Genomic DNA, 20,786 nt, shown 5'->3' with positions numbered 1-20,786 from the left:
CTGTGCTCTATGCCAAAGGCTTAAGCACCCGGGAAATCGTCGATGCTTTCGAGGAAATGCATGACGCCGATGTGTCAACCACTCTGGTCTCCAAAGTCACAACCGGTGCTGGAACAAATTACCCAGCCCGCGTAACTACTATTAGCCGCGCGTAATCGTAGCTAGGTCCTGATGCTCAGGCGTTGTTATTTGCCAGCTTGGTAAGGAAGCGTTTCATATGCGGGTCAGTACGCTCAAGTGGAACTTCGTCGAACAGAAACCAGCGTGCATCCCTAAACTCACCCTCCTCACCCTCGTCAAATTTGAAGCTGTGGTGACGGCTGGCGCGTACTACGTACCATAGCGAAACGTCCGTATGTCCGGCCGTGAGCCCAACAGTCGTAGTGATGGTCACGAATAGAGGTGGCTCTATGGGATGTGATGCTACAAAGCCGAGTTCCTCTTCCAATTCACGATCAACTGTGACACGCGGGTGCTCTCCTGGCTCAACATGGCCACCTGGTGGAAGCCACAACTGCGCATTCCTGTGATCGACCAGCAGGATATGCCCGTCATCTACAACGACAACATAGGACACAAGATGCATGGGCGGCGTGGCTGGCTTTGCTACACGACACAAATCAGTTCCAGAGTCTATCCATGCAAGGCAACGATAAATATCATCACGCTCGATGGCGTCGAGGGGAGTGATAGAAATAACTTCATCCCGGATTTGCTTGCGCATAGTAGCCTTGGTTTGTAGTCCGCATAGGTACGATTAGCAGCGTGTAATCGTACGCATGATATGTCTGAGAAATTACGGTCTTTCAAAGACTGCGCAGAATGAAAATAGCTTCTCGATGAGATGTCGTTCCCCGGAAAAGCAATGCATAAGAATTTAAATCTCAACAACTGATAAATGCTGACATTCGTACGATTACGCTTGCGCTAATCGTACCTACATTCTGTATTGCTCATAGCGACGGCACGTTCATTGCCGTCATGGGCGGTTCTGGTTTTTCCAGCAGGGCGGTGACAGCCTTCACAAACGCATCCTTGTCTGGCACTGGCCCGAGGCCGTAATTGCTGCGGCAGCCATCCTGTATGCCGGTCAGCATGGTGAAGGCTTTGCCGCCACGCGGCATGATGCTGTATTCAAGGCTGAAGGTCTGGTAGCCAGAATCCTGACCGTTTGAGACGATGGCCATGAAGTGGGCTTCTCCTCTGGCGATGGCCCTGGGCATCTGTATGGTGATCAGCTCTTTGCCGGATGGGGTTGTGTCCGTGTAGACGGCGATGCCGCGGCAGGGCACGATCTTGTTGGCGTCGCTGATATTGCTTTTGCCAAAATTAATCCAGATGCGGGTGAAGATGGCAGTGCCATCTTGCCTGAGGCTGGCAACAAAGCTGGCAGCTCCCTCGCCCTGCAACAGGCGTGGCAAGACCACGCGGGTCATGGTCCAGTGGTGTTCGCGGCTTTCCTGCTCGCTGCTGTTGCTGGCTTCTCCATCTTCAGCTTCGTCACTGACGGCGCGGATTTGCACGACATCCTTTTTCCACAATACCAGGGCATTGATTAAAAACCCCAGGGAAAAGGGTATGCTGATCCACAGGCTGATTGGTTCAAGCACTTTTTTTGGCGGGAACATGCTCTTGACAGCCATCAGCAAGAACATCAGATTCAGTAGCACCGCAAGCAGGCGCCTGAGCCTGCTGCTGCCTTCCGAGCAAGCCCTGAGAGACACACCTACCGGTATCATGAACATCATGATGGACAGCATGTCTGCACTTGCATAATTGGGGCGGAACAAATACGCCAGGAAGCGGATGACGCAATATAGCACCAGCAGCAAATTGGCAAAAAAAGCGATGCTGATAAGTGGATGGTTGACGCTGACTTTTTCTGTCGTGGGCATGGGTAATTTGCTGTTAAGACCTGGTCAGGATGGGAATGTCCGGGCGTATTTTACCGGACGCACATCGCCAGAGCTACTGCGATTGCAATCTCAGTTGTTGAGGGATTCAGGATCAGCATGACGTGAGGTGTAAGGTGCGCCGTGCGCACCGATCTGTGACGAGAGTAATATCAACCACAGCAATATAAACGCATGGTAATGCACTGGTGCGCACGGCGCACCCTACTCAATGACGCAACATGGCTATCGATGTTAAGCCTTGACTGTAGGGTGCATCCCTGTTGATGGAATGCACCCAGGCAGGGGCGCAATCAATTTGTATGGAAAGACTCAAAAAACGCCGCAATCTTGGGTGAATCGGCCATCTCCTTTGGTGCGCCTGCTTCGATGATGTATACGGTTTTTCCAACGAGGAAAAAATCCACCTTCTTCACCGCGCCAGGAGCAGACAGGGTAACGCTGCGTCCGGCATTGCCCTCTACCTGTATGCTGTTTTCGTTGATGACGCTGATCTTGTTCTTGCCCTGGCCCACCATGCCTGCCTTGATCGTATCCAGGAAATACGTTGGGTCGGCGGGTCGGACGGCCAGGTCAAAAGACGTGATCGCATACTGTATCTTGCCAGAGGTCACGGAATAGGTATGATTGTTGAACACACCTTCGGCCGCTGGGGCCTCTTGTTCAATTGGCGTGCCTGGCATGCTGATGGAATAGCGGTTGTCAGGCGGTGAAAACTCGGCGACCGGATCTTCTTTTGGTGGTTTGATGATTTTGCCTGACACCGCAAACAGACAGGCAGTCAGCGCCAGGCTGACCAGGAAGATATTGCGCAAGTCATGGTTATCATCAGGGATTGCTTCACGCGCACCCAGAAAGCCGACCTTATAACCATCTTGCTTGATACGGTCAGTGGCCTTGACGTTATAGGTCACCATCAGGATGATATTCACCAGCGGTATAAAAGACAGGATGAACATGAACAGCGTCTTGACAGCCGACCAGCCAAAACCACCAGCCATGCGGAAAAAACCAAGCAGGCTGCAGAAGATGGTCATCAGGCCCAGACAGCATAAGCCCAGTATTTCTACGCGGCTGGAGAAGTCCATTTTATTTACCCAGGCAGCCAGGACAAAGTAGAACACGATACCCAATATCAACAGACGCTGGCCTATGGCGAGACGGCCTACATCATGGCCGTCTGCGCTCGCGTATTGCACCGACGATACGCTGTCTGCCATGGTAGTGCTGCGTGCAGCGCCATTGCCTGCACTGGCCGCCGCATTGCTTTTCGCAGAGGCAGAGCCCGCAGCCACAGGCATCACCATGTCGCTGCGGCTGAAAATCCAGTTATATACTGGCCGCTTGATGGTAAACACCGAAGCCTTGGCCGTAATCGCGATAGAAACCAGCATGCTGTCGGTGCGCATGCAGCAGATCAGCAGATGGCTTTCTTCAGTGTCGCCAGGTTGTATACCCTTGTATTCAGCCACGATGCCCTGGATGCGGTTGCCCCAGTTCTCTCCCTTGATGACAATGGGTTTGGCTACCTGCTTGAAGTGTGGCATCTCTTTCTCGACGATGTGCAGGCGCATGCCCACCCATTTTTCTATCGATATACCTTCGCGCGCAAAACCATTCGCTTCGAGTTTGGTGCCGGTGGCAGCGTCCAGCAAATGCAGCGAGCGGCTGTTCTTGACCTCGTTCCAGCTACCCGGCGCATAAAACTCCAGCCCCAGATGGCCATTGCGAAATTCTTTGGGATTGAGGTAGGCAATATCATGTCCGGTCAACTCTTGCTGGCTAGGCGGCGTTGGTGATTGCGATTGCGGCGGTGGCGGAGCAGCATGAGTAGTAGAAGCAGCAGAAGCAGCAGGGGCAGGCGCTGCTTTTTTGGCGACGGGACTCTCCCATTCTTCAAGACTCAATGCGCCTGCATTGACATTGATCTCAGGGAAGGGAGTAGCAGAGGTTTTCCGGTTCGGCGGGTCAAATGTCATGGGTGATCTGTGAAGCAGTTAGGCTGGGATGTCGCCGTAGCAAAGCATGGATTAGAACATTGCCGCGTGAATTGTGTCAAATTGTTTCACTGCTTTACAAAGCGACAAAATTTCTCTGTGGGAATATTGCTTGCGGGCTTGCTGCTTGTGGGGGATGGAGGGACAGGTTGACGGCGATGCATGCAAGAAGATAATCGTGGGGCGCATTGCAATGCGCCGCATGTGGACGCCATGTACGGCGATGGAGATTTAAAGCTGCGGGAGCCGAATGCCAGAAGTAGGGTGCGCCGTGCGCACCGTTTGATGGTCCTGGCAATATTAATGTACGGCGATGCAGCGGTGCGCACGGCGCACCCTACTAGATTGCCATCGGTTTTTTACATGACGGCACTGGCAAAAATTCTGTTACGCTTCCACCGCCTCCACCAGCATCTCATCCACCACCCAGGTCTGCAACCAGCCACCTATCTCACTGGCTATCTCTGGATTATTTTCTGCCGCCTGTTCACAGACATCGGCAAAGCGCATGCCTGCACCAAGTTGCGCCAGCGCCTGCGCTTCTGCTGCATTTAATGACCTGAAATGCGCCTGCAACTGCTTACGCCAGACTATCCAGGTCGTTGCCTGCTCTGTCGATACTGGATCGGGCGGAGCGCTGTCTTCATTCAGGGCCAGCCAGATCGCCACGCTATTCCACTGCATGGGGATGAATTGCAAAGAGCCGCTGGTGCGCAAAGCCACGGTTTCCCAGTCTTGTACGCCTGCCAGGTCTGGCAGGCTCAGGATAGCGTGATCAGGCGCATCAAAGGCCAGACCCAGCGCCCATTCAAATTGCGCCAGCTCAGCGACTTGCGGGTGTTCGGCAAACTGCGTGCGCAACTGCTCTGCAAATGCATCACCAAACCAGCGCAGATTGCGATACGGCGAAGGATGCGCGTCTATATATGTCGCGCAAGCCTGGTAAAACATCTCATCACCAAGATAAGCATGGGTTTTGCCGTAAGCCTCAGACAAGGCATCGCGCAGACGCAGGCGATAAGCCTGGTAATAAATATCCAGGCGGGCATCACGCCCCAGGCCTGGTGTCTCGGCCAGATGCTTGTGCATGCTCAGCGCATCACGCTGGCCTAAAATAAATTGCTGGAAATCTGCTTGCAGGGTTTGCGTGGTATTCATCATCGTCAAGTTTTTTTTTGTCAGCTTTATGCCGCGATGGCTGGTGAAAGTATGTCAGCGCAAACACGGCGTGCCTGCTCCAGTTCTGCGACCAGCTCTGCCAGCGGCGGGATATTGTCATCGCGCTCTATCATGCTCGGCACCGCACCAAAGCGGCGTATTGCCTGCGCATATAAATCCCACACCGGGTCGGCAATCGGCTGGTCATGGGTATCAACAATATGCGTGCCGTGGTCGCTATGGCCTGCGAGGTGGATTTGCTGCACGCGGCCCAGCGGTATGCCGCGCAGATAGTCCATCGCATCAAAACCATGGTTGATACTGCTGACATAGATATTATTCACGTCCAGCAAAATCATGCTGTCAGCCTGTTCTGCAATCGCGGCGACAAATTCCCATTCGGGCATGCTGTCGCTGCTGTATTGCAGATAGCTCGATACATTCTCCAGCACCAGCCTGCGCCCCAGCACATCCTGCACACGGCGCACATTATTGACAACAAGCCTGATGGTTTCTTCGTTATACGGCAGCGGGAACAGGTCATGCATATTCTTGCCATGCACACCCGTCCAGCAGATATGGTCAGACACCCACATAGGTGAGACTCGATCGATAAGTTTTTTCAAGTCACGCAGATAATCATCCGACGGGCCTTCCGGTGTGCCTATGGACATCGATACGCCATGCATGACGACCGGGTAATCAGCGCGTATCGCATCGAGCATCGCCAGCGGTTTACCACCGGGCACCATATAGTTTTCAGACAAAATCTCAAACCAATCGACTGCCGGTTTATCGGCCAGTATGGACAGATAATGGTCGGTACGCAAACCCAGGCCAAAGCTGGAAGAGGTGAGGGGATTTGTCATGATGAAGATATATGGAGTGAAAACAGAAAATGCGCCAGCCTGAGAACAGACTAGCGCATTTCATCGATTACGCTGGATTATTTATCCAGATCAACGATTTTGCCGCCTTTGGCCAGGCATTGACCAGCAGCAGTTGCTACAAAGCCATGGCCTTTGCAAGAATTTTGGCCTTTGCATGCGTTTTCTGCTGTTTTGCAGTCGCTAGTTCCTTTGCAGCTATTGATGCCAGCACAATGTACCTTGTCACCAGCGCTGATGGTGCTTGTAGCAGCAACAGCAAAACCAGACAAAGCCAGAGTAGCGGCAGCAGCAGCGATCAGGGCGCCAGTTTGGATAGATTTTTTCATGATGTGTTCTCCGTAAAATATAAAATAAGTGAAGGTAATTAAATACTGCCAACTACTTTTGAAGCTCTATTGAAAGTTAAACCAAGTCCTTTACTTGCCTTGCCGTAAGCATCAACAAGCAGAACTTAAGCATCAGTCGGACGGATTTCAGATTACTTACACTTTTTTTTAAATATTTTAAAAAAACTTTGAAAGGCATAAATCAGGATGAACAGGGTGGGCCGTGCGCAGCAATAGATGCTGTGCGTCAATATTAATAAGGAACTGAGCCGGTGCGCACGGCGCACGAGCCTGTAAAAATAACTGTGTAAGTTCTCCCGGAACTATTGGTGAGCGTTGATGCGCTCGCCAAATTCTATATCAAAGCGATTCAATGCCTGTCGCCAGTGTTGTATAGGCATGGTCCATTTCTTGGCTGCCTGTTGTATCGCCAGATACACCACCTTTATGGCAGAGGCATCATTGGGAAACAGTTTTCTGCGTTTGGTGGCTGATCGAATGACGCTATTGAGTGATTCGATGGCATTGGTTGTATAAATGGCCCTGCGTATCTCTGGTGGATATTCAAAGATGGTCCGTAGATTGGGCCAGTGGTTTGTCCATGATTTGGCAACCTGCGGATACTGATGATTCCACAACCCGCCAAAGCGTTCCAGTTCTGCCAGTGCCTGCTCTTCAGTGGCAGACTGGTAGATGCGCTTTAAATCGGCAGTGACTTCTCTGTAGTCTTTCCAGGAGACATATTTCAGGCTGTTGCGCACCATGTGCACAATGCAGAGCTGAATACGGGTCTGTGGGTATTCGGCAGCAATGGCGTCAGGGAAGCCTTTCAAACCATCGACACAGGCTATCAGGATATCCTGCACGCCCCGGCTTTTGAGTTCTGTCAGGACGGATAGCCAGAACTTGGCGCCTTCATTCTCCGACATCCATAGACCCAGCAAATCTTTGTGGCCTTCCATATTGACACCCAATGCCAGATAGACGGCTTTGTTGATGACACGCATGTTGTCACGGATCTTGATAACGATGCAGTCCAGATAGACGATGGGATAAACCGCGTCCAGAGGACGGGCTTGCCACTGGGTAATTTGTTCCAGTACCCGTTCTGTGACTTTGGAGACCAGGGTGGCTGATACGTCGGCGTCATACATTTCCTTAAACGCGTCGACGATTTCCCGGGTGCTTAAGCCTTTGGCATAGAGCGCCAGAATCTGATCATCCATCTGGGTTAAGCGGCTTTGGTGCTTGCGCAAAAGCTGGGGCTCAAAGGAGCCTTCTCGGTCCCTCGGTGCTTCTATCTCGATTTCACCATGCTGGCCTTTGAGGCGTTTGACAGTGCTGCCATTGCGGGTATTTCCCTTGCCTGGCGTGCTGTCCTGATGCCTCTCATAGCCGAGGTGCTCGGTCAGTTCTGCATTGAGCGCTGTTTCCACCGTGAGCTTGAGCAGCTCACGGGAGAACGCATTCAAATCAGCTTCGGTCTTGATGTCTTTCGCCAGCTCTTTGGCCAGCGCCTGCAGTTTGCTTCTTTCCATGGCGTTTGTCGTCATTTTGGCAATTCCTCATTATAGGAGGTTCATCTACCAGAATTACTTACACACTTTTATTTACAGGCTCCGGCGCCCTACAAAATGCTCATGCCGAGAGTCAAGGCCATCGCCCTACATCACTGCGATGATGAAAAAGTGTTTTGGCCGGAGCTATAAGCTACACTCATGGCTTACCTCTATTCTTATCATAAGCATGCCTGATCAGATACACACACCACAATCCGGCAATGCCGCCGAATTCGTCGCCCACAACGATGACGTCTTTGGCCGCATCGCCAGCCGCTATGACAGGCTGTGTGACCTGTTCAGCTTTGGCATACACCGTACATGGAAGCGCCGTGTCGCCGACATCATCGCGCAGGAAGAATGGCAAACACTGCTCGATGGCGCAACCGGCACAGGGGACATCATGTTGCGCGTGCTGGCAAAGCAGCTACCCGCCAGCCGCCGTATCATCGCCTCCGACATCAGCCCGCAAATGCTGGCGATTGCACAAGGCAAGCTGGGCCAGCATGGTGAGCAAGTCCGCGTTTGCCTGCTAGATATGCACAGCATGCCTGACATCGCCAGCGATAGTGTCGATGCCTATTCGATTTCGCTGGGCCTCAAAATCTGCCAGCGCCACCTGGCCCTGCAAGAAGCCCTGCGGGTACTACGCCCCCGTGGCCGCCTCATCATCCTCGAAGCCTCGAACATCCGCCTGGCCTGGCTTCACAAGGCCTACCTGACCTACATGTCCATCTGCACCCCCGCCATCGCCTGGATAGCCACCGGCGGCGATGCATCCGCCTATAAATACCTGCTGCAAGGCGTGCGCGAATTTCCAGGGGCAGAGCAACTCGCCAAAGAAATGCAGGACATGGGATTTAGTGACGTTCAGTTTGAAAGATTGTCGCTGGGGATAGTGGCAGTGCATACTGCGCGGAAGCCGGGGTAGCGAGTGGCAGGATTAGCTCAGCGTACCTACAGCACTTCGAACTTTATCCATCCCTATTTAATAAAACAGAGTCCAGAGTTCATGAAAGATAGCGCATCTCAATGTGCCAATTGCGGCGCTCATCTGGCCGCGCCGAATATGGTTTGCCCTCATTGCGAACCAGAATTTTTAGCACCAAACACAGCACAGGATACTGGCAAATACCGCTGCCCGGATTGCGCCTGCCGTTTTGACCAGGTTGGCACTGGACTATGGCCGCCCAATGTGAAATGGTACCGGCCACAATCTTATAAGCCGCAATGCCCACATTGCCAGGCTTTTCTAAGGGACAGGACTATTCCGTACAGGAGTAGGGCAGAATTGACTGCGCTTCCACTTTTCATCATCGTATCTGCTTTCTCCCCCTGGCGACCCGGTACGCAGATTGTCCTGCTGGCTCTGCTGATGGTGGTAGAGTTTATACGTTGGCGGGCAGCGAAAAAAACAGTGTATGTGGAAGAGGACAGATATCTCAGTGACAAATCCGGGGCTCCAATGTAATCGGCGGGGCGTAATCGCACATAGCTAAGGCTTATTTAAACATGGCCGTGACGTAGGGCGCATTGCAATGCGCCGCAAGCGGGCATGGCGCATGGTGTTTTGCTTTCTCAGGACATGCAATAATCTCAGATTTTGTGCACGACATCCCAGCATCCATGATTAGTCACAAAGGCGCTCACATGCTTACGATTCCAGAAAATATTGCTAACCTGATGATATTGGGATTGACTCAGGAAATTGCACAGATCCATGCGATTGGCGAAACTTGCGGAGATGACTGGCCAGCTGATTATGATCCAAATGATGTGAGTGTGTATGATAGCTTTCGTCAGATGTTAAAGAAAAACGCCGGAAAAAGTACTATCTTGGACTGCAAGAATTACTCAAAAACGGTGGCGTTTTCCATTGGCTTACTCCCTCGATTTGTCAGCGAAAATCTGAGTCAACTCTCAATTGCTGATATAGAGTCAGCCTGCCGTGTCTATGCGCAATATGCTGCACATAGATGTGCTGCCATGCTGGAGACCAACAATGAACACACGTCACAGCGCAGACAGGTTATATATATGTTGTCGCAAGTGATGGCCTTTCCAGGGATGTCCGGGGATGGATAGCCCGTAAGGTGCGTCTTGACGCACCGTTGTTCTTCACGTTGTTGATTATTGGCGATTTGGTGCGTTGAAACGCACCCTACAGAAAAAACTCACCAGATATTCGCCATGCTTGCGACGGCATCTTTCTGGAAAAATTTCATTCTCCAAACCCTAATTGATAGCCTGCCCAGCATGTAAAAACGTAAGCGAGTAGCGCCAGCATCATCACCAACCAAACTGGTGGCGGCCAATCGACGTACCTGTCGAGAAATTGGCGGCTGATGTCCAGTTTCAAAAACAGTGTCAATGGTATTTCTCCGACGAAGCCAGCGCCGAGATAAAAGCCTGCAGACTGTTCCCAAAAAGATGCTCTTGCTTTTTTCATCATGATCCTGGTCGCGTATCTTCTGCAAGACATCTTACGCCCCCAAATTCGTGCTTGCAATCAAAACAGCAGCACACTGTAGGAGCGGCTTCAGCCGCGAATGATCGCTGAACAAATCATTCGCAAGTTCCGGCATTGCATTGTCAACATCGGGAAAAAGTCGTTCTTGAAAAACCTTCGCGGCTGAAGCCGCTCCTACGGTTAGCAAATACCCGGTCGTAGGGCGCATTGCAATGCGCCGCATGTATGCGTCGCGCACGGCACGGATATTTTCCCAAGGATGCGGTGATCTCATACGGCGCATTGCAATGCGCCCTACGTCACGGCGATGGTGTCGTTCAGCGCAGATCAATGTCTCTGGTCTCAGGCGTCTGCCAGGCTTTCAGCTGTTTGATCCGCTTGCTTTGCCGCCGCAATAATCCATTCCCTGAACACCTGCACCTCAGCGCGTGGCGCGGTGGATTCAACGATAAGCCAGTAGGCATAGTCGCTGTTGCCCAGGCGCGGGTCTTCGAGGGCTACCAGGCGACCATCCTTGAGCATTGGTTGCAGCAGTGCGGCGCGGCCAAGGGCGATGCCGTGGCCTTCAAGGGCGGCGTGGATGACCTGGTCGTACTGATTCAGGTGCAGGTAGGCCTTGGGTTTGGCGTCGGGCTTGATGCTGAGCAGGCCGGTGGCGCTCAGCCAGTCTGACCAGCGCAGCCAGGGCAGGGCGCGTTCATCAAGTTCGAGCAAGACTTCCCTGAGCAAGCCCTCTGGTTCACCAAAGGCACGGGCGGCGATGGCGGGGCAGGCTACCGGCATGATCTTTTCTCCGAACAGCCTGATCGCCTGCGCTGGCACATCCGCCGCGCGGGCATAGCGTATGGCCAAATCCAGGCCTTCTTTTTTGAGGTCCAGCATGCGGTTGTCGGCGGATACCCGTACATCGATATTCGGATGCGCTGCCTGAAAAGCCCCGAGCATGGGCAAGATCCACAAGCCAGTCACGCTGACTGCCGATGTCATGGTGACCGGGCGCGACTGCAACTGTTGCCGCTGCGAAGCTGAAAATTCAGCGAGTTGATCCAGCCACGGTGAGGCCAGTTTTAGCAGTTGTTCACCCGCCGGGGTCAGGGCAATGGCGCGGTGCTTGCGTATCAGCAGTTTGCTGCCCAGATGTTCTTCCAGACTTTGTATCTGGCGGCTGACGGCAGATTGCGTCAGGCACAGGTCCTCTGCTGCCATGGTAATACTCATGCGCCGGGCAACGGCGACAAAACCACGGATGGCGTCCAGCGGCGGCAGGTGGAGTAGCGGGTTACTCATGAATTTAGTTCATGCAACACATGTGTAAATTGCGTTTGTAGTTGGTAAGCTTGTCTATAAAATGAGGAGCAGTACTATACTCACAGGCATTCTATCGCAGGAAGCTAAAACTTGTTGCCCGGTTGCCCGTAACCTCACTTGAATTGCTTACCATGACCTCTATCACCATGCCCAGGCTGTTCAGTCATTTCCCTGCGCAACGCCCTGTCCTGACTGCTCTGGCATTGTCACTGGGGGCGGCAATTGCACTGGGTCTGTCACGCTTTTCTTACGGCCTGCTGCTGCCACCGATGCGCGCCGACCTCGGCTGGTCTTATCTGCTGGCAGGGGTGATGAATACTTGTAACGCGCTTGGCTATTTTTTAGGCGCACTGATCACGCCTCTATTGATGCGGCGCTATCGTGCGCATAGCTTATTGACAGGTGGCGCGGTGCTGACGGGCATATTCATGCTGGTGTCCGGCATGGTCACCGCCACCGGGTTTTTGCTGCTGCAACGCATACTAGCGGGCATATCGAGCGCGCTGATTTTTATTGCAGGTGGCGTATTGATCTCGCGCCTGGGTGGCTTGCATGCAGCGCGTGCGGGTCTGTTGATAGGCCTGTATTACGGTGGCACGGGTTTTGGCATCACCCTGTCTGCCTTGCTGGTGCCTGCCACCTTGGCTGCTGCACAGGCGCAGCATGTTGAACATGCCTGGCAATGGCCGTGGCTGGCGATGGGCGCTGCCTGCCTGCTGGCGACCATCGTCATGAGCCTGCCCGTCCGGGCGATACAGGATTTGGCCGGGCAGGCGGGTGCCAAAAGCGCATTCAGCATCAAGGCGTTTGGCTTTGGCCTGGCAGGTTATTTCATGTTTGGTGCAGGCTATATAGGTTATATGACCTTCGTCGTTGCGCTGCTCAAAGAGCAGGGCATGCCCGCGCCTGCGATTACTGCCTTTTACTCCCTGCTGGGGCTGGCCGTGCTGGCCTCGTCACGCATCTGGGCAGGCATGCTGGACCGCTACAAGGGCGGCCAGTCACTCGCGATATTGACTGCGCTGGCGGGTGTTGCGGCATTGCTACCCGCACTGAGCAGCAATGTCTTTGCCGTGTTTGCATCCGGCATTTTGTTTGGCGCGGTGTTCTTGTCCGCCGTCGCATCTACCACGGCACTGGTGCGGCACAACGCCAGGCCAGAAGCCTGGTCAGCAGGCATCAGTGCCTTCACTACCGTATTTGCGCTGGGCCAGATCGTTGGCCCCACCATCGTGGGCTGGATCGCTGACGGCCAGGGCGGGTTGGAACGTGGCCTGATATTCTCTGGCCTGACGTTGCTGGTGGGTGGCATTATGGCATGGCAGCAAAAGCCTTTGGAGAGCAGGGATGCCTGATTACGGATGTGGTGGTGATGCCTGCATGGAGATAAGCGTAGCCGTAACGGGAGGTGCATTGTGTACGGCAAAGATATTTCCTTGTGAATGTGACAGTCTCTGGCCGGGCAAGTTTTTTACTGGATATTGAACAGCGAAAAACTAGATTGCATAAAACTCCTCAGGATAAAGTCGCGTATCCACATTGACTTCCATGCCACGCCACAATGCTAATCTACACAACGCTGTGCCCAGCGCGTCAAAAGTCACGGACTGAGCAATTTTGCCCATACCCCAGTTATCCAACTGCCCAAGTGCAACCCGGCTGCGCGAACGTTTGGGAAACTCCGCTTCACGCTCCGCTCTGATCTTTTCAAAATCATCTGCATTATGCTGAGCAATGTGATACAGCATTTCGTGGTAACCGTAGATAAAATGCGAACTCTTAAATGCTTGCGTATTCTCAAATGCCTCTTTTGAAATCAATGTAGTCCTACCAGCGCCGATATTTGCAATTTGAAATGCAAATTCTCCCGCAATATGTTTGCGACTATGTTGATCAAAAGTCGCACATATTGTTATCTCATTGCATAGAGCTTCGAATTCTTGCTTCGCGTCAGCCAATAACAAGCCTATTAACAAAGGAACAAACGGGAAATATTCAAAGCTAGACTTATCCCATAAACCATTCTTGTTATAAGCAAGATTCATTTCTTGGAATGCTCTCACACTTAACGCACCCATTAATGGGATTTTCCCCAATAGATCTCGCGCCGCATTTAAGTCACTTTGCAAAATCCACCTGGCTTGTGCAAGCAACATCATATCGTAAGCGCCTCGACAAGGATTATTTGCCGCAGAACTAAAAGCCCCGCTGGACCGCAGCTCGTCATCATTTTTTATCGTCCTCTGCATAATTGCTAGAGAATCAATTTCTACCCTGTCAATCCATAGCAGCATTTCTTCAAGATTTTTTTCCATTATGTCCCTCTGAAAAATGGCTTTCATTCTACTGCAGGAATGTCCCTCAAAAAATAGGGGGGCCATTTAGTTCTCACCTAAATCATGTAATCGAACAATATACTTGCAAGAAAGAGGCAGGTCTTTCACAAATGCTTTTTTTGAAGGTGCTGTGCTTGATAATGGCCAGATTTCGTCGATAAAAAATTGCAGATGTTTTAATCGGAGAAAATTTTTTGATGACAACTGGGTCGTGGCTAGTCGCATTAATCTGATGTAGCTGACACACCTGTTTTCAAGTAGCTTACTGGTATGACAGCAAAAGCCGTTGCAGAGTAGGGATGCCTGATCACAGATATGGGCGCGATGCTTGCAAAGGGATAAGCGTAGTCTTAACGGGAGGCGCATTGCAATGCGCCTCATGTGTACATAGTGCACGACAAAGCTTCTACACAGCGGATACGATAGTCTGCAGAATACTGTTCAATAGCCATTGCAAACTATTTTTTTAAGACCAAGCTTCTCAAAACTCAGCAAGTTGCTTACTATATCCACAATATGCATTCAATATCACTAAAAAATGTACTCACATTGAAGTGCGAACTCGGCATAGCAAACACTCTCATTTACCAACATGGCTGATCAATGAAAAAACCAGGACTGCAAGCGCTACCTCACTTTCTTGTACTACTGATGCTGGCTTTGCTTGTGCCTGCAGTGTCGGCAGCCGCGACAATCACGGCAACCGCGGCAACCACTGAGGCGGCAGCGATTTTTAAAGACAAAACCTACAGTCTTGATCTGAGCGAGATTGAAGCACTGGACCCCCAGCCTCTGGAAATTTCTGAATTTTCCCCTGAAGCGAACGTGGTACACGTAGTGAAAGTCGTGTCAAATGGACGCATATTCCCCGTCACCTATGAAGTAATCACTTTGCCACCACCAGTGGATGGCGACAGTATGGCCTTATTAAAAACGATCAAGAGTGCGCTTGATAAGCACGGAGATATTATTTTATCGACGCTGCAAAGCAACAAAACGCTGGGTAATTTTCTGCATTATTTCCATCAAGTGTCAGTTAAAAACCAGCCGCACCATGTGTCTTCAAACTATATCTTTGTCAACGGTAAAACAACCTATCATATTGTTGGCACAAGCTATGCCCCAATGATGATGCCGAGAGAAAAGGGCTGGGGACCACCGGCACCTGATCAAAACGCAGACGATGCAGCAATACTTTTGTTGAGAGCGATGCGATTTAAGTGAAGCCATGCATAGTAGGGTGCGCCGTGCGCACCGCTGCATCACCGTGTATTCATATTGCCAAGACCAAGAGATGGTGCGCACGGCGCACCCCACAAAAAAGGGATGACACACTCACGCGCGCCATCCCTGCAAGCACTACCAATATTTCGCTACCTTAACTATTCGCCACCCGCGCCAACACCGGCTCATGCTCCTCATAAGCCTCGTTCGCCGGCACACCACTGGCAACAGGCTCTTTGCCTTCTTCCCATTTCGCCACCACTGAGGTGGCAATGCTGTTGCCCAATACATTCGTGGCAGTGCGGCCCATGTCGAGGAACTGATCTACGCCCATGATCAGCAAGAGACCAGCCTCAGGCAGGTTGAACATGGGCAGCACTGCGGCCACTACCACGAGTGATGCGCGGGATACCCCTGCCATGCCTTTGCTCGATACCATCAGCACCAGCAGGATGGTAATCTGTTGCGACAGGCTCATCTCTATGCCATAGGCCTGGGCGATGAACATCACTGCAAACGCCTGATACACCATGGAACCATCAAGATTGAAGGAGTAGCCGAGTGGCAGTACAAAGCCGGTGATTTTGCTGCTGACGCCGAATTTTTCGAGTTGCTCTATGGTCTTGGGATAAGACGCTTCACTGCTGGCTGTAGAAAACGCAATGATCATCGGTTCCTTGATCAGGCCTATCAGGCGAAATACCTCGCGCCCGAGGAACAGAAAACCTACTGCAATCAAAATTATCCACAGCAAGGCCAGTGCCAGGAAAAAGCTGCCGAGGAACTTGCCATACGTGAGCACTACTTCCAGCCCCTGCACTGTAATCGCCGCAGCCACGGCAGCAAACACGCCTATCGGTGCAAAGCGCATGACATAGTCGGTGATCTTGAGCATGGTATTCGCAGTTTCTTCTATTGCACTGACCAGCACACGCGGGCCATTGCCTTTGAGTGAAGACAGGGCAAAGCCAAAGAAGATGGAGAACACCAGGATTTGCAAAATCTCATTATTGCCCATCGCTTCAAAGAAGCTGCGCGGGAATACGTGAGTCAAAAAATCCTTGAGGTTCAACGAGCCAGTCGCCAGCTTGGTGGTTGCATTCACATCCGGCAAGGTCAGCGCCAGCGAACGGCCAGGTTCAAACAGGTTAGAGAACAGCAAGCCTATCGCCAGTGATATCAATGAGGCAGTAATAAACCAGCTCATCGCCTTCAAACCCACCCGGCCTATCGAACCAGAATCGCTATGCGCCATGCCCGCCACCAAAGTGGTAAACACCAGCGGCGCAATGATCATCTTAATCAGGCGTAAAAAGATGTCAGTGACGATGCTGAAGTAACCGGCAATGGTCTTGGCCTGCGCGGCATCTGCCGCATAGCGGTGGCAGATATAGCCAGTGATCAGCCCCAGCACCATGCCGGTGATGATCCATGTGGTCAGTCTGTTTTTTTTCATGTGTGTCTCCTCAGGTTTGTTTGTTCAAATTTTTTGTGGGATGCGGTCGCGCCTTATTTTGTAATCAGCGTTTCGCCTATTTCGACCTGGCGTGGCATGGTCAGCCTTTGCGGTTGCAGGATTTCTTTCAACTGCGCTTCAGTCAGCAGTTTCTTTTCCAGCACCAGGCTATACACGCTCTTGCCGCTCAGCAGCGCTTGTTGCGCGACTTCGGTGGCGGCGCTGTAACCGATATAGGGGTTCAGGGCAGTGACGATGCCTATGGAGTTTTCGACGATGTCGCGCAGGCGTTCATGGTTGGCGGTGATGCCATCGACGCAGCGTTCTGCCAGCACCATGCAGCCATTGGACAGGTGCGACACACTCTTGAACAGGCTATGCGCAATAATCGGTTCAAAAGCATTCAACTGCAATTGCCCGGCCTCTGCCGCAAAACTGATCGTGACATCATTGCCTATGACCTCAAAGGCAATCTGGTTCACCACTTCAGGTATCACAGGGTTAACCTTGCCCGGCATGATGCTCGAACCAGCCTGCACTGCAGGCAGATTGATTTCACCAAAACCCGCACGCGGGCCGCTGGACAAGAGCCGCAAGTCATTGCACATCTTTGACAGCTTGACCGCAACACGTTTCAACACGCCCGACAGTTGCACAAACGAACCCACATCCTGCGTTGCCTCGATGAGGTTGGGTGAGGTACTGACCGGTATGCCAGTGATGTCCTGCAAAGCCTGGCAGGCCAGGCGCGCATAATCAGGGTGGGTATTGATGCCCGTGCCTATCGCCGTTGCACCGAGGTTGATCTCGCACATCAGCTTGGCCGCTTCGCGCAGGCGTTCCTGGTCTTCGTCTATCATCACTGCGTATGTGCTGAACTCCTGCCCCAGCGTCATCGGCACCGCATCCTGCAATTGCGTGCGGCCCATCTTCAACACATCCTTGAATTCCAGTGCCTTGTTATGGAAGGACGTTTTCAACACCTCCATCGCACTCACGAGACGCAAGATGCCCTGGTAAGCAGCAATCCGCAAGGCCGTGGGATACACATCATTGGTACTCTGGCTCAGGTTGACCTGCTCATTCGGGTGCAAGATCTTGTAGCTGCCGCGCGCATAACCCAGTTCTTCAAGCGCGATATTGGTGATGACTTCATTCGCATTCATATTAGTAGAAGTACCCGCGCCACCCTGTATCACATCAACTACAAAATGCGCATGAAAACCACCCTGGCGAATTTTTTCACAGGCAGTGATAATCGCTTTGGCATGTTCATCACTGACCAAGTCAAGGCCACGATTAGCAACCACCGCCGCCTGCTTGACACTCGCCAGCGCCGCCACCAGCTCTGGGTAGCTGGAGATGGGCGTGCCCGTAATCGGGAAGTTTTCAATCGCGCGCAGCGTGTGCACGCCATAATAAGCATCTGCCGGTACGGCACGGTCGCCGAGCAAATCGTGCTCTATCCTGGTCGCTGGTATGGACAAAATAAACTCCTGGTGGTTGGGTGGGTTTGGTTTGCGTGTATGGCACCCGGCCATGAAAGGCAGATGAATACACTTCGCAACGCAGTGTAGATAATTAAAACGGCCTACTTATTCTGATTACGCATACTTTGATGCGGTGACGGCATGTGTGGGGAAATGGCAGGGTTTGCTGCAGCGATAATGGCGGCGGTGGAAAATAATTTTTAGGTATTGATGATCACGACGATGGAAGTTGATAGCGGCAATGCACATTCAGGCCATCCCAGCGTAGGCAGGGATCCATCTGGAAAAATTGGGGGGCCGCAAAGCGAAGCTGCTTGTGCGTGAAATTATGTGTGAGCTGATACGCAGCTAATATCACCTGCACGAGCTTCGACAATTCTGCCAATCTGAGCTACAGTAGTGATCATTTTTCTACAGAAAATCACATCATGAAAATTTATGCAATGCTCTTACTGCTGGCGAATTGCGCAGCAGTAGCAGGTGAACAGCCGGACAAAGATGCATGGAGGCTGGGCGTTGTTGCGTCTGCTGCGACCCTGGCCAGGGAAGGTACGTTTTCCGTGGTGGACGAATGCGAAAAACGCTACCCTGACTTGCGGGAAAGCGGCAAGTCCGTCAAGGCCGCATGGGTAGTCAGGAACCAGGAAATGGCAGACAAGCTGGCAGTGCTGGCAGCAAAGCTGACTGCAAAAGTTCAGGCCAAGGACACGACTGTTGATATCAAAGCCCTGCTGGCAGATGCAGAAAAAGTCGCACGCAAGCTCAGTGGTGACATCCTGGTCAAGCAGGTGATTAACGCGCTCGACAGTGCGCCACCGGCGCAACAGCCAGGTATATGCAAGGCCATGTTTACCGGAGTCAATCAGGGCAAGATGGATATCGCCAAGATACAGACATCTACAATGAGCGTCATGCAAGAGAGTGAGATCATTGATTTTGTCAGCGCATATCACGGCTTGACCTATGAAGACCAGGGCAACAGCATCAAGGCATCCGGCACCTGGTTAGACTTGCCTTTTCCGGTTAACGAATCCATCATGACCATTGATGGCATAGAAAAGAAAATTCACGTCAGCACCACGGTGGTCGTGCAATTGGGTGACAAAGTACCACCTTTCATGAGATCCAATAAAGAGACCCTGTCCATCATTGCCTGGGATAATGAGGTGATAAAGTCAGAAGTCATGCGCGCCGGAAAGTCAGAGCGATTCTTTCAGTACGTCATCAACAGAAAATCCAAAGAGATTACCAGGATATTTACCGGACAATCACCAGCAACACATGCGCTTGGTGACGGCAGTAAACTATTCAGTGACATGCTTGCTAAATTTAACTAGGGAGTAGTGTGATCATCTCGATCTGAACTGGGATTGCTTTGTGCAAATTCCATCAAGAGAACGTGGCACTGACTATGATTGAAGATAAATCCAGATGATAAAAGCGTCTATCCCTTTAATAGCGAATATCCCTGTTGTGGCAGTGAAAGAAGATATCTCGTATCCTGATCGTAATACGAGCCAGGTTTATGATCATCTGAAATACACGCTGTCACGGCCAGTCCCGTTTCCGCTTCCTGCCATCGGGGTAAGCTTGGCAGATGAGGGCATCGTTGTCACCAGAGGCCACAAATATTTACGTATTGCCCGCGAACTTGGTGTTACCAGTATCAGGGCTTTCCTTGATGCCAAAAAATTTGCATCGTCAGACCCTTTAGAATTGCTGCCAGAAGGCAGCGAGCTGGTCTCAGGTGAGGAATTAGAAGATGAAGGCAGAATACCGGTTGTGCGGGGTTTTCATGTTTACTTTTTCGATAGACCGCTGAACGAGGTTCAACAAGCAGAATTTATCAGAGCAGTCGGAAGTTTTTTTGAAAACCTTGACACCCCATTGCTACAGGATTCAGATAAGCGATTGTTGTCCTGGGGGTTTCCCTGTGAAGGACGGTGTGTAGAATTTGAAGCCAATTTCCCGGTTGGCGACAGATCCTGGGCGAATGATTATTTGAAGGTGACTCTGGATTTCAGCAAGAATGTGGCACGCATCCTTACTTTTCAAGGGTCGCTTTTTTTCCCAGAGTTGAATGCATGACAGATTATTGATGCACAAAAAATGATGCTGAGTAGTTTGAGCCGCAACGGACCCTACAGTGAGAGTAACGAGAGGAAGCGTGCTCTTGCAAGCTTAACGAAGCCCGTCAGGTCGCGCCCAGCGACCCATATTCAGGTCATCCCAGCGCAGGCTGGGATCTATCCGGGAAAATTGCGTGACAGAAAAATATACCTGGCCGTGCGTGCGACTACGCAAAGTTAAGTATGAATCTTGAAAACTCAAAGGCACTTGATTTGAATCCAAAAAAGCTGTTCACCCTGGCTTTAGTTTTTGTTTCGGTATCACTTGCTGTTTTTGTACTGACGATAATTTTTTTAAATTATTTGGCGCACAGAAAAATTCTACAGCACGTGTTTCGGTTCAAGCTATTACCTGCTCGGTTGCGTTGGTAGCGTATTTTTTTCTACGAAAAAAAATTATCAGTAGGACTTACGCAAAACGCATAGAAATAGAAGGATTTCTGAGTTGCTGACATAAGTAATGGTCCAAAAGGCCGTGTTTAATGCGATAAGCGGTTTGTTTGGTAGTTCTGGCAATGTCGGTGAGGCGT

At 51.5% G+C, this 20,786-nt stretch carries 18 protein-coding genes and 2 pseudogenes; 7 read left to right on the top strand and 13 right to left on the bottom strand.

Annotated features, from left to right (window positions below; all coding sequences use genetic code 11):
• Positions 1 to 5: 5 nt before the first annotated feature.
• Positions 6 to 101: pseudogene (locus ACO0LL_RS28925) on the top strand (transposase); the annotation flags it as partial.
• 74 nt (positions 102 to 175) lie between these two features.
• On the opposite strand, the gene ACO0LL_RS28920 reads toward ACO0LL_RS28925, so the two are convergent.
• From ACO0LL_RS28920 to ACO0LL_RS28890, 7 genes are all read right to left on the bottom strand, one after another.
• Complete coding sequence (locus ACO0LL_RS28920; RefSeq protein ID WP_422954285.1) at positions 176 to 619, bottom strand: NUDIX domain-containing protein; 444 nt, start codon at positions 617 to 619, stop codon at positions 176 to 178.
• Positions 620 to 953: 334 nt separating this feature from the next.
• Entirely contained in the window at positions 954 to 1,895 is a 942-nt protein-coding gene (locus tag ACO0LL_RS28915; protein WP_422954284.1) for a hypothetical protein, read from the bottom strand.
• Positions 1,896 to 2,206: 311 nt separating this feature from the next.
• On the bottom strand, positions 2,207 to 3,892 hold the full coding sequence (locus tag ACO0LL_RS28910) for a hypothetical protein (protein ID WP_422954283.1): 1,686 nt from the start codon (positions 3,890 to 3,892) through the stop codon (positions 2,207 to 2,209).
• Between the two features lie 405 nt (positions 3,893 to 4,297).
• Entirely contained in the window at positions 4,298 to 5,068 is a 771-nt protein-coding gene (locus ACO0LL_RS28905) for a putative DNA-binding domain-containing protein (RefSeq protein WP_422954282.1), read from the bottom strand.
• 26 nt (positions 5,069 to 5,094) lie between these two features.
• On the bottom strand, positions 5,095 to 5,937 hold the full coding sequence (locus ACO0LL_RS28900; RefSeq protein ID WP_422954281.1) for a DUF692 domain-containing protein: 843 nt from the start codon (positions 5,935 to 5,937) through the stop codon (positions 5,095 to 5,097).
• 77 nt (positions 5,938 to 6,014) lie between these two features.
• The gene (locus tag ACO0LL_RS28895) at positions 6,015 to 6,284 is read right to left on the bottom strand and encodes a hypothetical protein (RefSeq protein WP_162042857.1); all 270 of its coding nucleotides are present in this window, start codon (positions 6,282 to 6,284) and stop codon (positions 6,015 to 6,017) included.
• Between the two features lie 323 nt (positions 6,285 to 6,607).
• On the bottom strand, positions 6,608 to 7,822 hold the full coding sequence (locus tag ACO0LL_RS28890; RefSeq protein ID WP_422954301.1) for an IS256 family transposase: 1,215 nt from the start codon (positions 7,820 to 7,822) through the stop codon (positions 6,608 to 6,610).
• Between the two features lie 208 nt (positions 7,823 to 8,030).
• On the opposite strand from ACO0LL_RS28890, the gene ACO0LL_RS28885 reads away from it, so the two are divergent.
• Together ACO0LL_RS28885 and ACO0LL_RS28880 are read left to right on the top strand one after the other, a co-directional pair.
• Positions 8,031 to 8,774 carry a ubiquinone/menaquinone biosynthesis methyltransferase gene (locus ACO0LL_RS28885; protein WP_422954280.1) on the top strand — a complete coding sequence of 248 codons (744 nt, stop codon included), beginning with the start codon at positions 8,031 to 8,033 and terminating at the stop codon, positions 8,772 to 8,774.
• A 719-nt stretch (positions 8,775 to 9,493) separates the two neighbouring features.
• A complete protein-coding gene (locus ACO0LL_RS28880; protein ID WP_422954279.1) occupies positions 9,494 to 9,928 on the top strand; it encodes a hypothetical protein in 435 nt (144 codons plus the stop codon).
• Between the two features lie 136 nt (positions 9,929 to 10,064).
• Here ACO0LL_RS28880 and ACO0LL_RS28875 read toward each other — a convergent pair whose 3' ends face one another.
• Positions 10,065 to 10,295: a hypothetical protein gene (locus ACO0LL_RS28875; protein ID WP_422954278.1), complete on the bottom strand. Its 231-nt coding sequence runs from the start codon at positions 10,293 to 10,295 to the stop codon at positions 10,065 to 10,067.
• A gap of 360 nt (positions 10,296 to 10,655) precedes the next feature.
• Complete coding sequence (locus tag ACO0LL_RS28870; RefSeq protein WP_422954277.1) at positions 10,656 to 11,600, bottom strand: LysR substrate-binding domain-containing protein; 945 nt, start codon at positions 11,598 to 11,600, stop codon at positions 10,656 to 10,658.
• A gap of 152 nt (positions 11,601 to 11,752) precedes the next feature.
• Between ACO0LL_RS28870 and ACO0LL_RS28865 the strand changes: the two genes are divergently transcribed.
• Complete coding sequence (locus tag ACO0LL_RS28865) at positions 11,753 to 12,976, top strand: YbfB/YjiJ family MFS transporter (RefSeq protein WP_422954276.1); 1,224 nt, start codon at positions 11,753 to 11,755, stop codon at positions 12,974 to 12,976.
• A 141-nt stretch (positions 12,977 to 13,117) separates the two neighbouring features.
• Here ACO0LL_RS28865 and ACO0LL_RS28860 read toward each other — a convergent pair whose 3' ends face one another.
• Entirely contained in the window at positions 13,118 to 13,936 is an 819-nt protein-coding gene (locus ACO0LL_RS28860; protein ID WP_422954275.1) for a hypothetical protein, read from the bottom strand.
• Between the two features lie 624 nt (positions 13,937 to 14,560).
• Here ACO0LL_RS28860 and ACO0LL_RS28855 point away from each other — a divergent pair.
• Positions 14,561 to 15,181 (top strand): hypothetical protein, encoded by a 621-nt coding sequence (locus ACO0LL_RS28855; protein ID WP_422954274.1) that lies wholly within the window; start codon positions 14,561 to 14,563, stop codon positions 15,179 to 15,181.
• 154 nt (positions 15,182 to 15,335) lie between these two features.
• Here ACO0LL_RS28855 and ACO0LL_RS28850 read toward each other — a convergent pair whose 3' ends face one another.
• Both ACO0LL_RS28850 and aspA read right to left on the bottom strand, forming a co-directional pair.
• Positions 15,336 to 16,637: a dicarboxylate/amino acid:cation symporter gene (locus tag ACO0LL_RS28850; protein ID WP_422954273.1), complete on the bottom strand. Its 1,302-nt coding sequence runs from the start codon at positions 16,635 to 16,637 to the stop codon at positions 15,336 to 15,338.
• Between the two features lie 53 nt (positions 16,638 to 16,690).
• Positions 16,691 to 18,124, bottom strand: coding sequence for an aspartate ammonia-lyase (gene aspA / locus ACO0LL_RS28845; protein ID WP_422954272.1), 1,434 nt, complete (start codon positions 18,122 to 18,124; stop codon positions 16,691 to 16,693).
• Positions 18,125 to 18,555: 431 nt separating this feature from the next.
• On the opposite strand from aspA, the gene ACO0LL_RS28840 reads away from it, so the two are divergent.
• Positions 18,556 to 19,464: a hypothetical protein gene (locus ACO0LL_RS28840; protein WP_422954271.1), complete on the top strand. Its 909-nt coding sequence runs from the start codon at positions 18,556 to 18,558 to the stop codon at positions 19,462 to 19,464.
• Positions 19,465 to 19,558: 94 nt separating this feature from the next.
• Positions 19,559 to 20,215 (top strand): hypothetical protein, encoded by a 657-nt coding sequence (locus ACO0LL_RS28835; protein WP_422954270.1) that lies wholly within the window; start codon positions 19,559 to 19,561, stop codon positions 20,213 to 20,215.
• 450 nt (positions 20,216 to 20,665) lie between these two features.
• On the opposite strand, the pseudogene ACO0LL_RS28830 reads toward ACO0LL_RS28835, so the two are convergent.
• Positions 20,666 to 20,786, bottom strand: a pseudogene (locus ACO0LL_RS28830) (IS701 family transposase); the annotation flags it as partial.

This window comes from Undibacterium sp. TC4M20W, from assembly GCF_049340245.1.
Classification (GTDB): domain Bacteria; phylum Pseudomonadota; class Gammaproteobacteria; order Burkholderiales; family Burkholderiaceae_D; genus Undibacterium.
The sequence above is the reverse complement of the archived record's forward strand: the minus strand, read 5'-3'. Positions and strand labels throughout refer to the sequence as shown.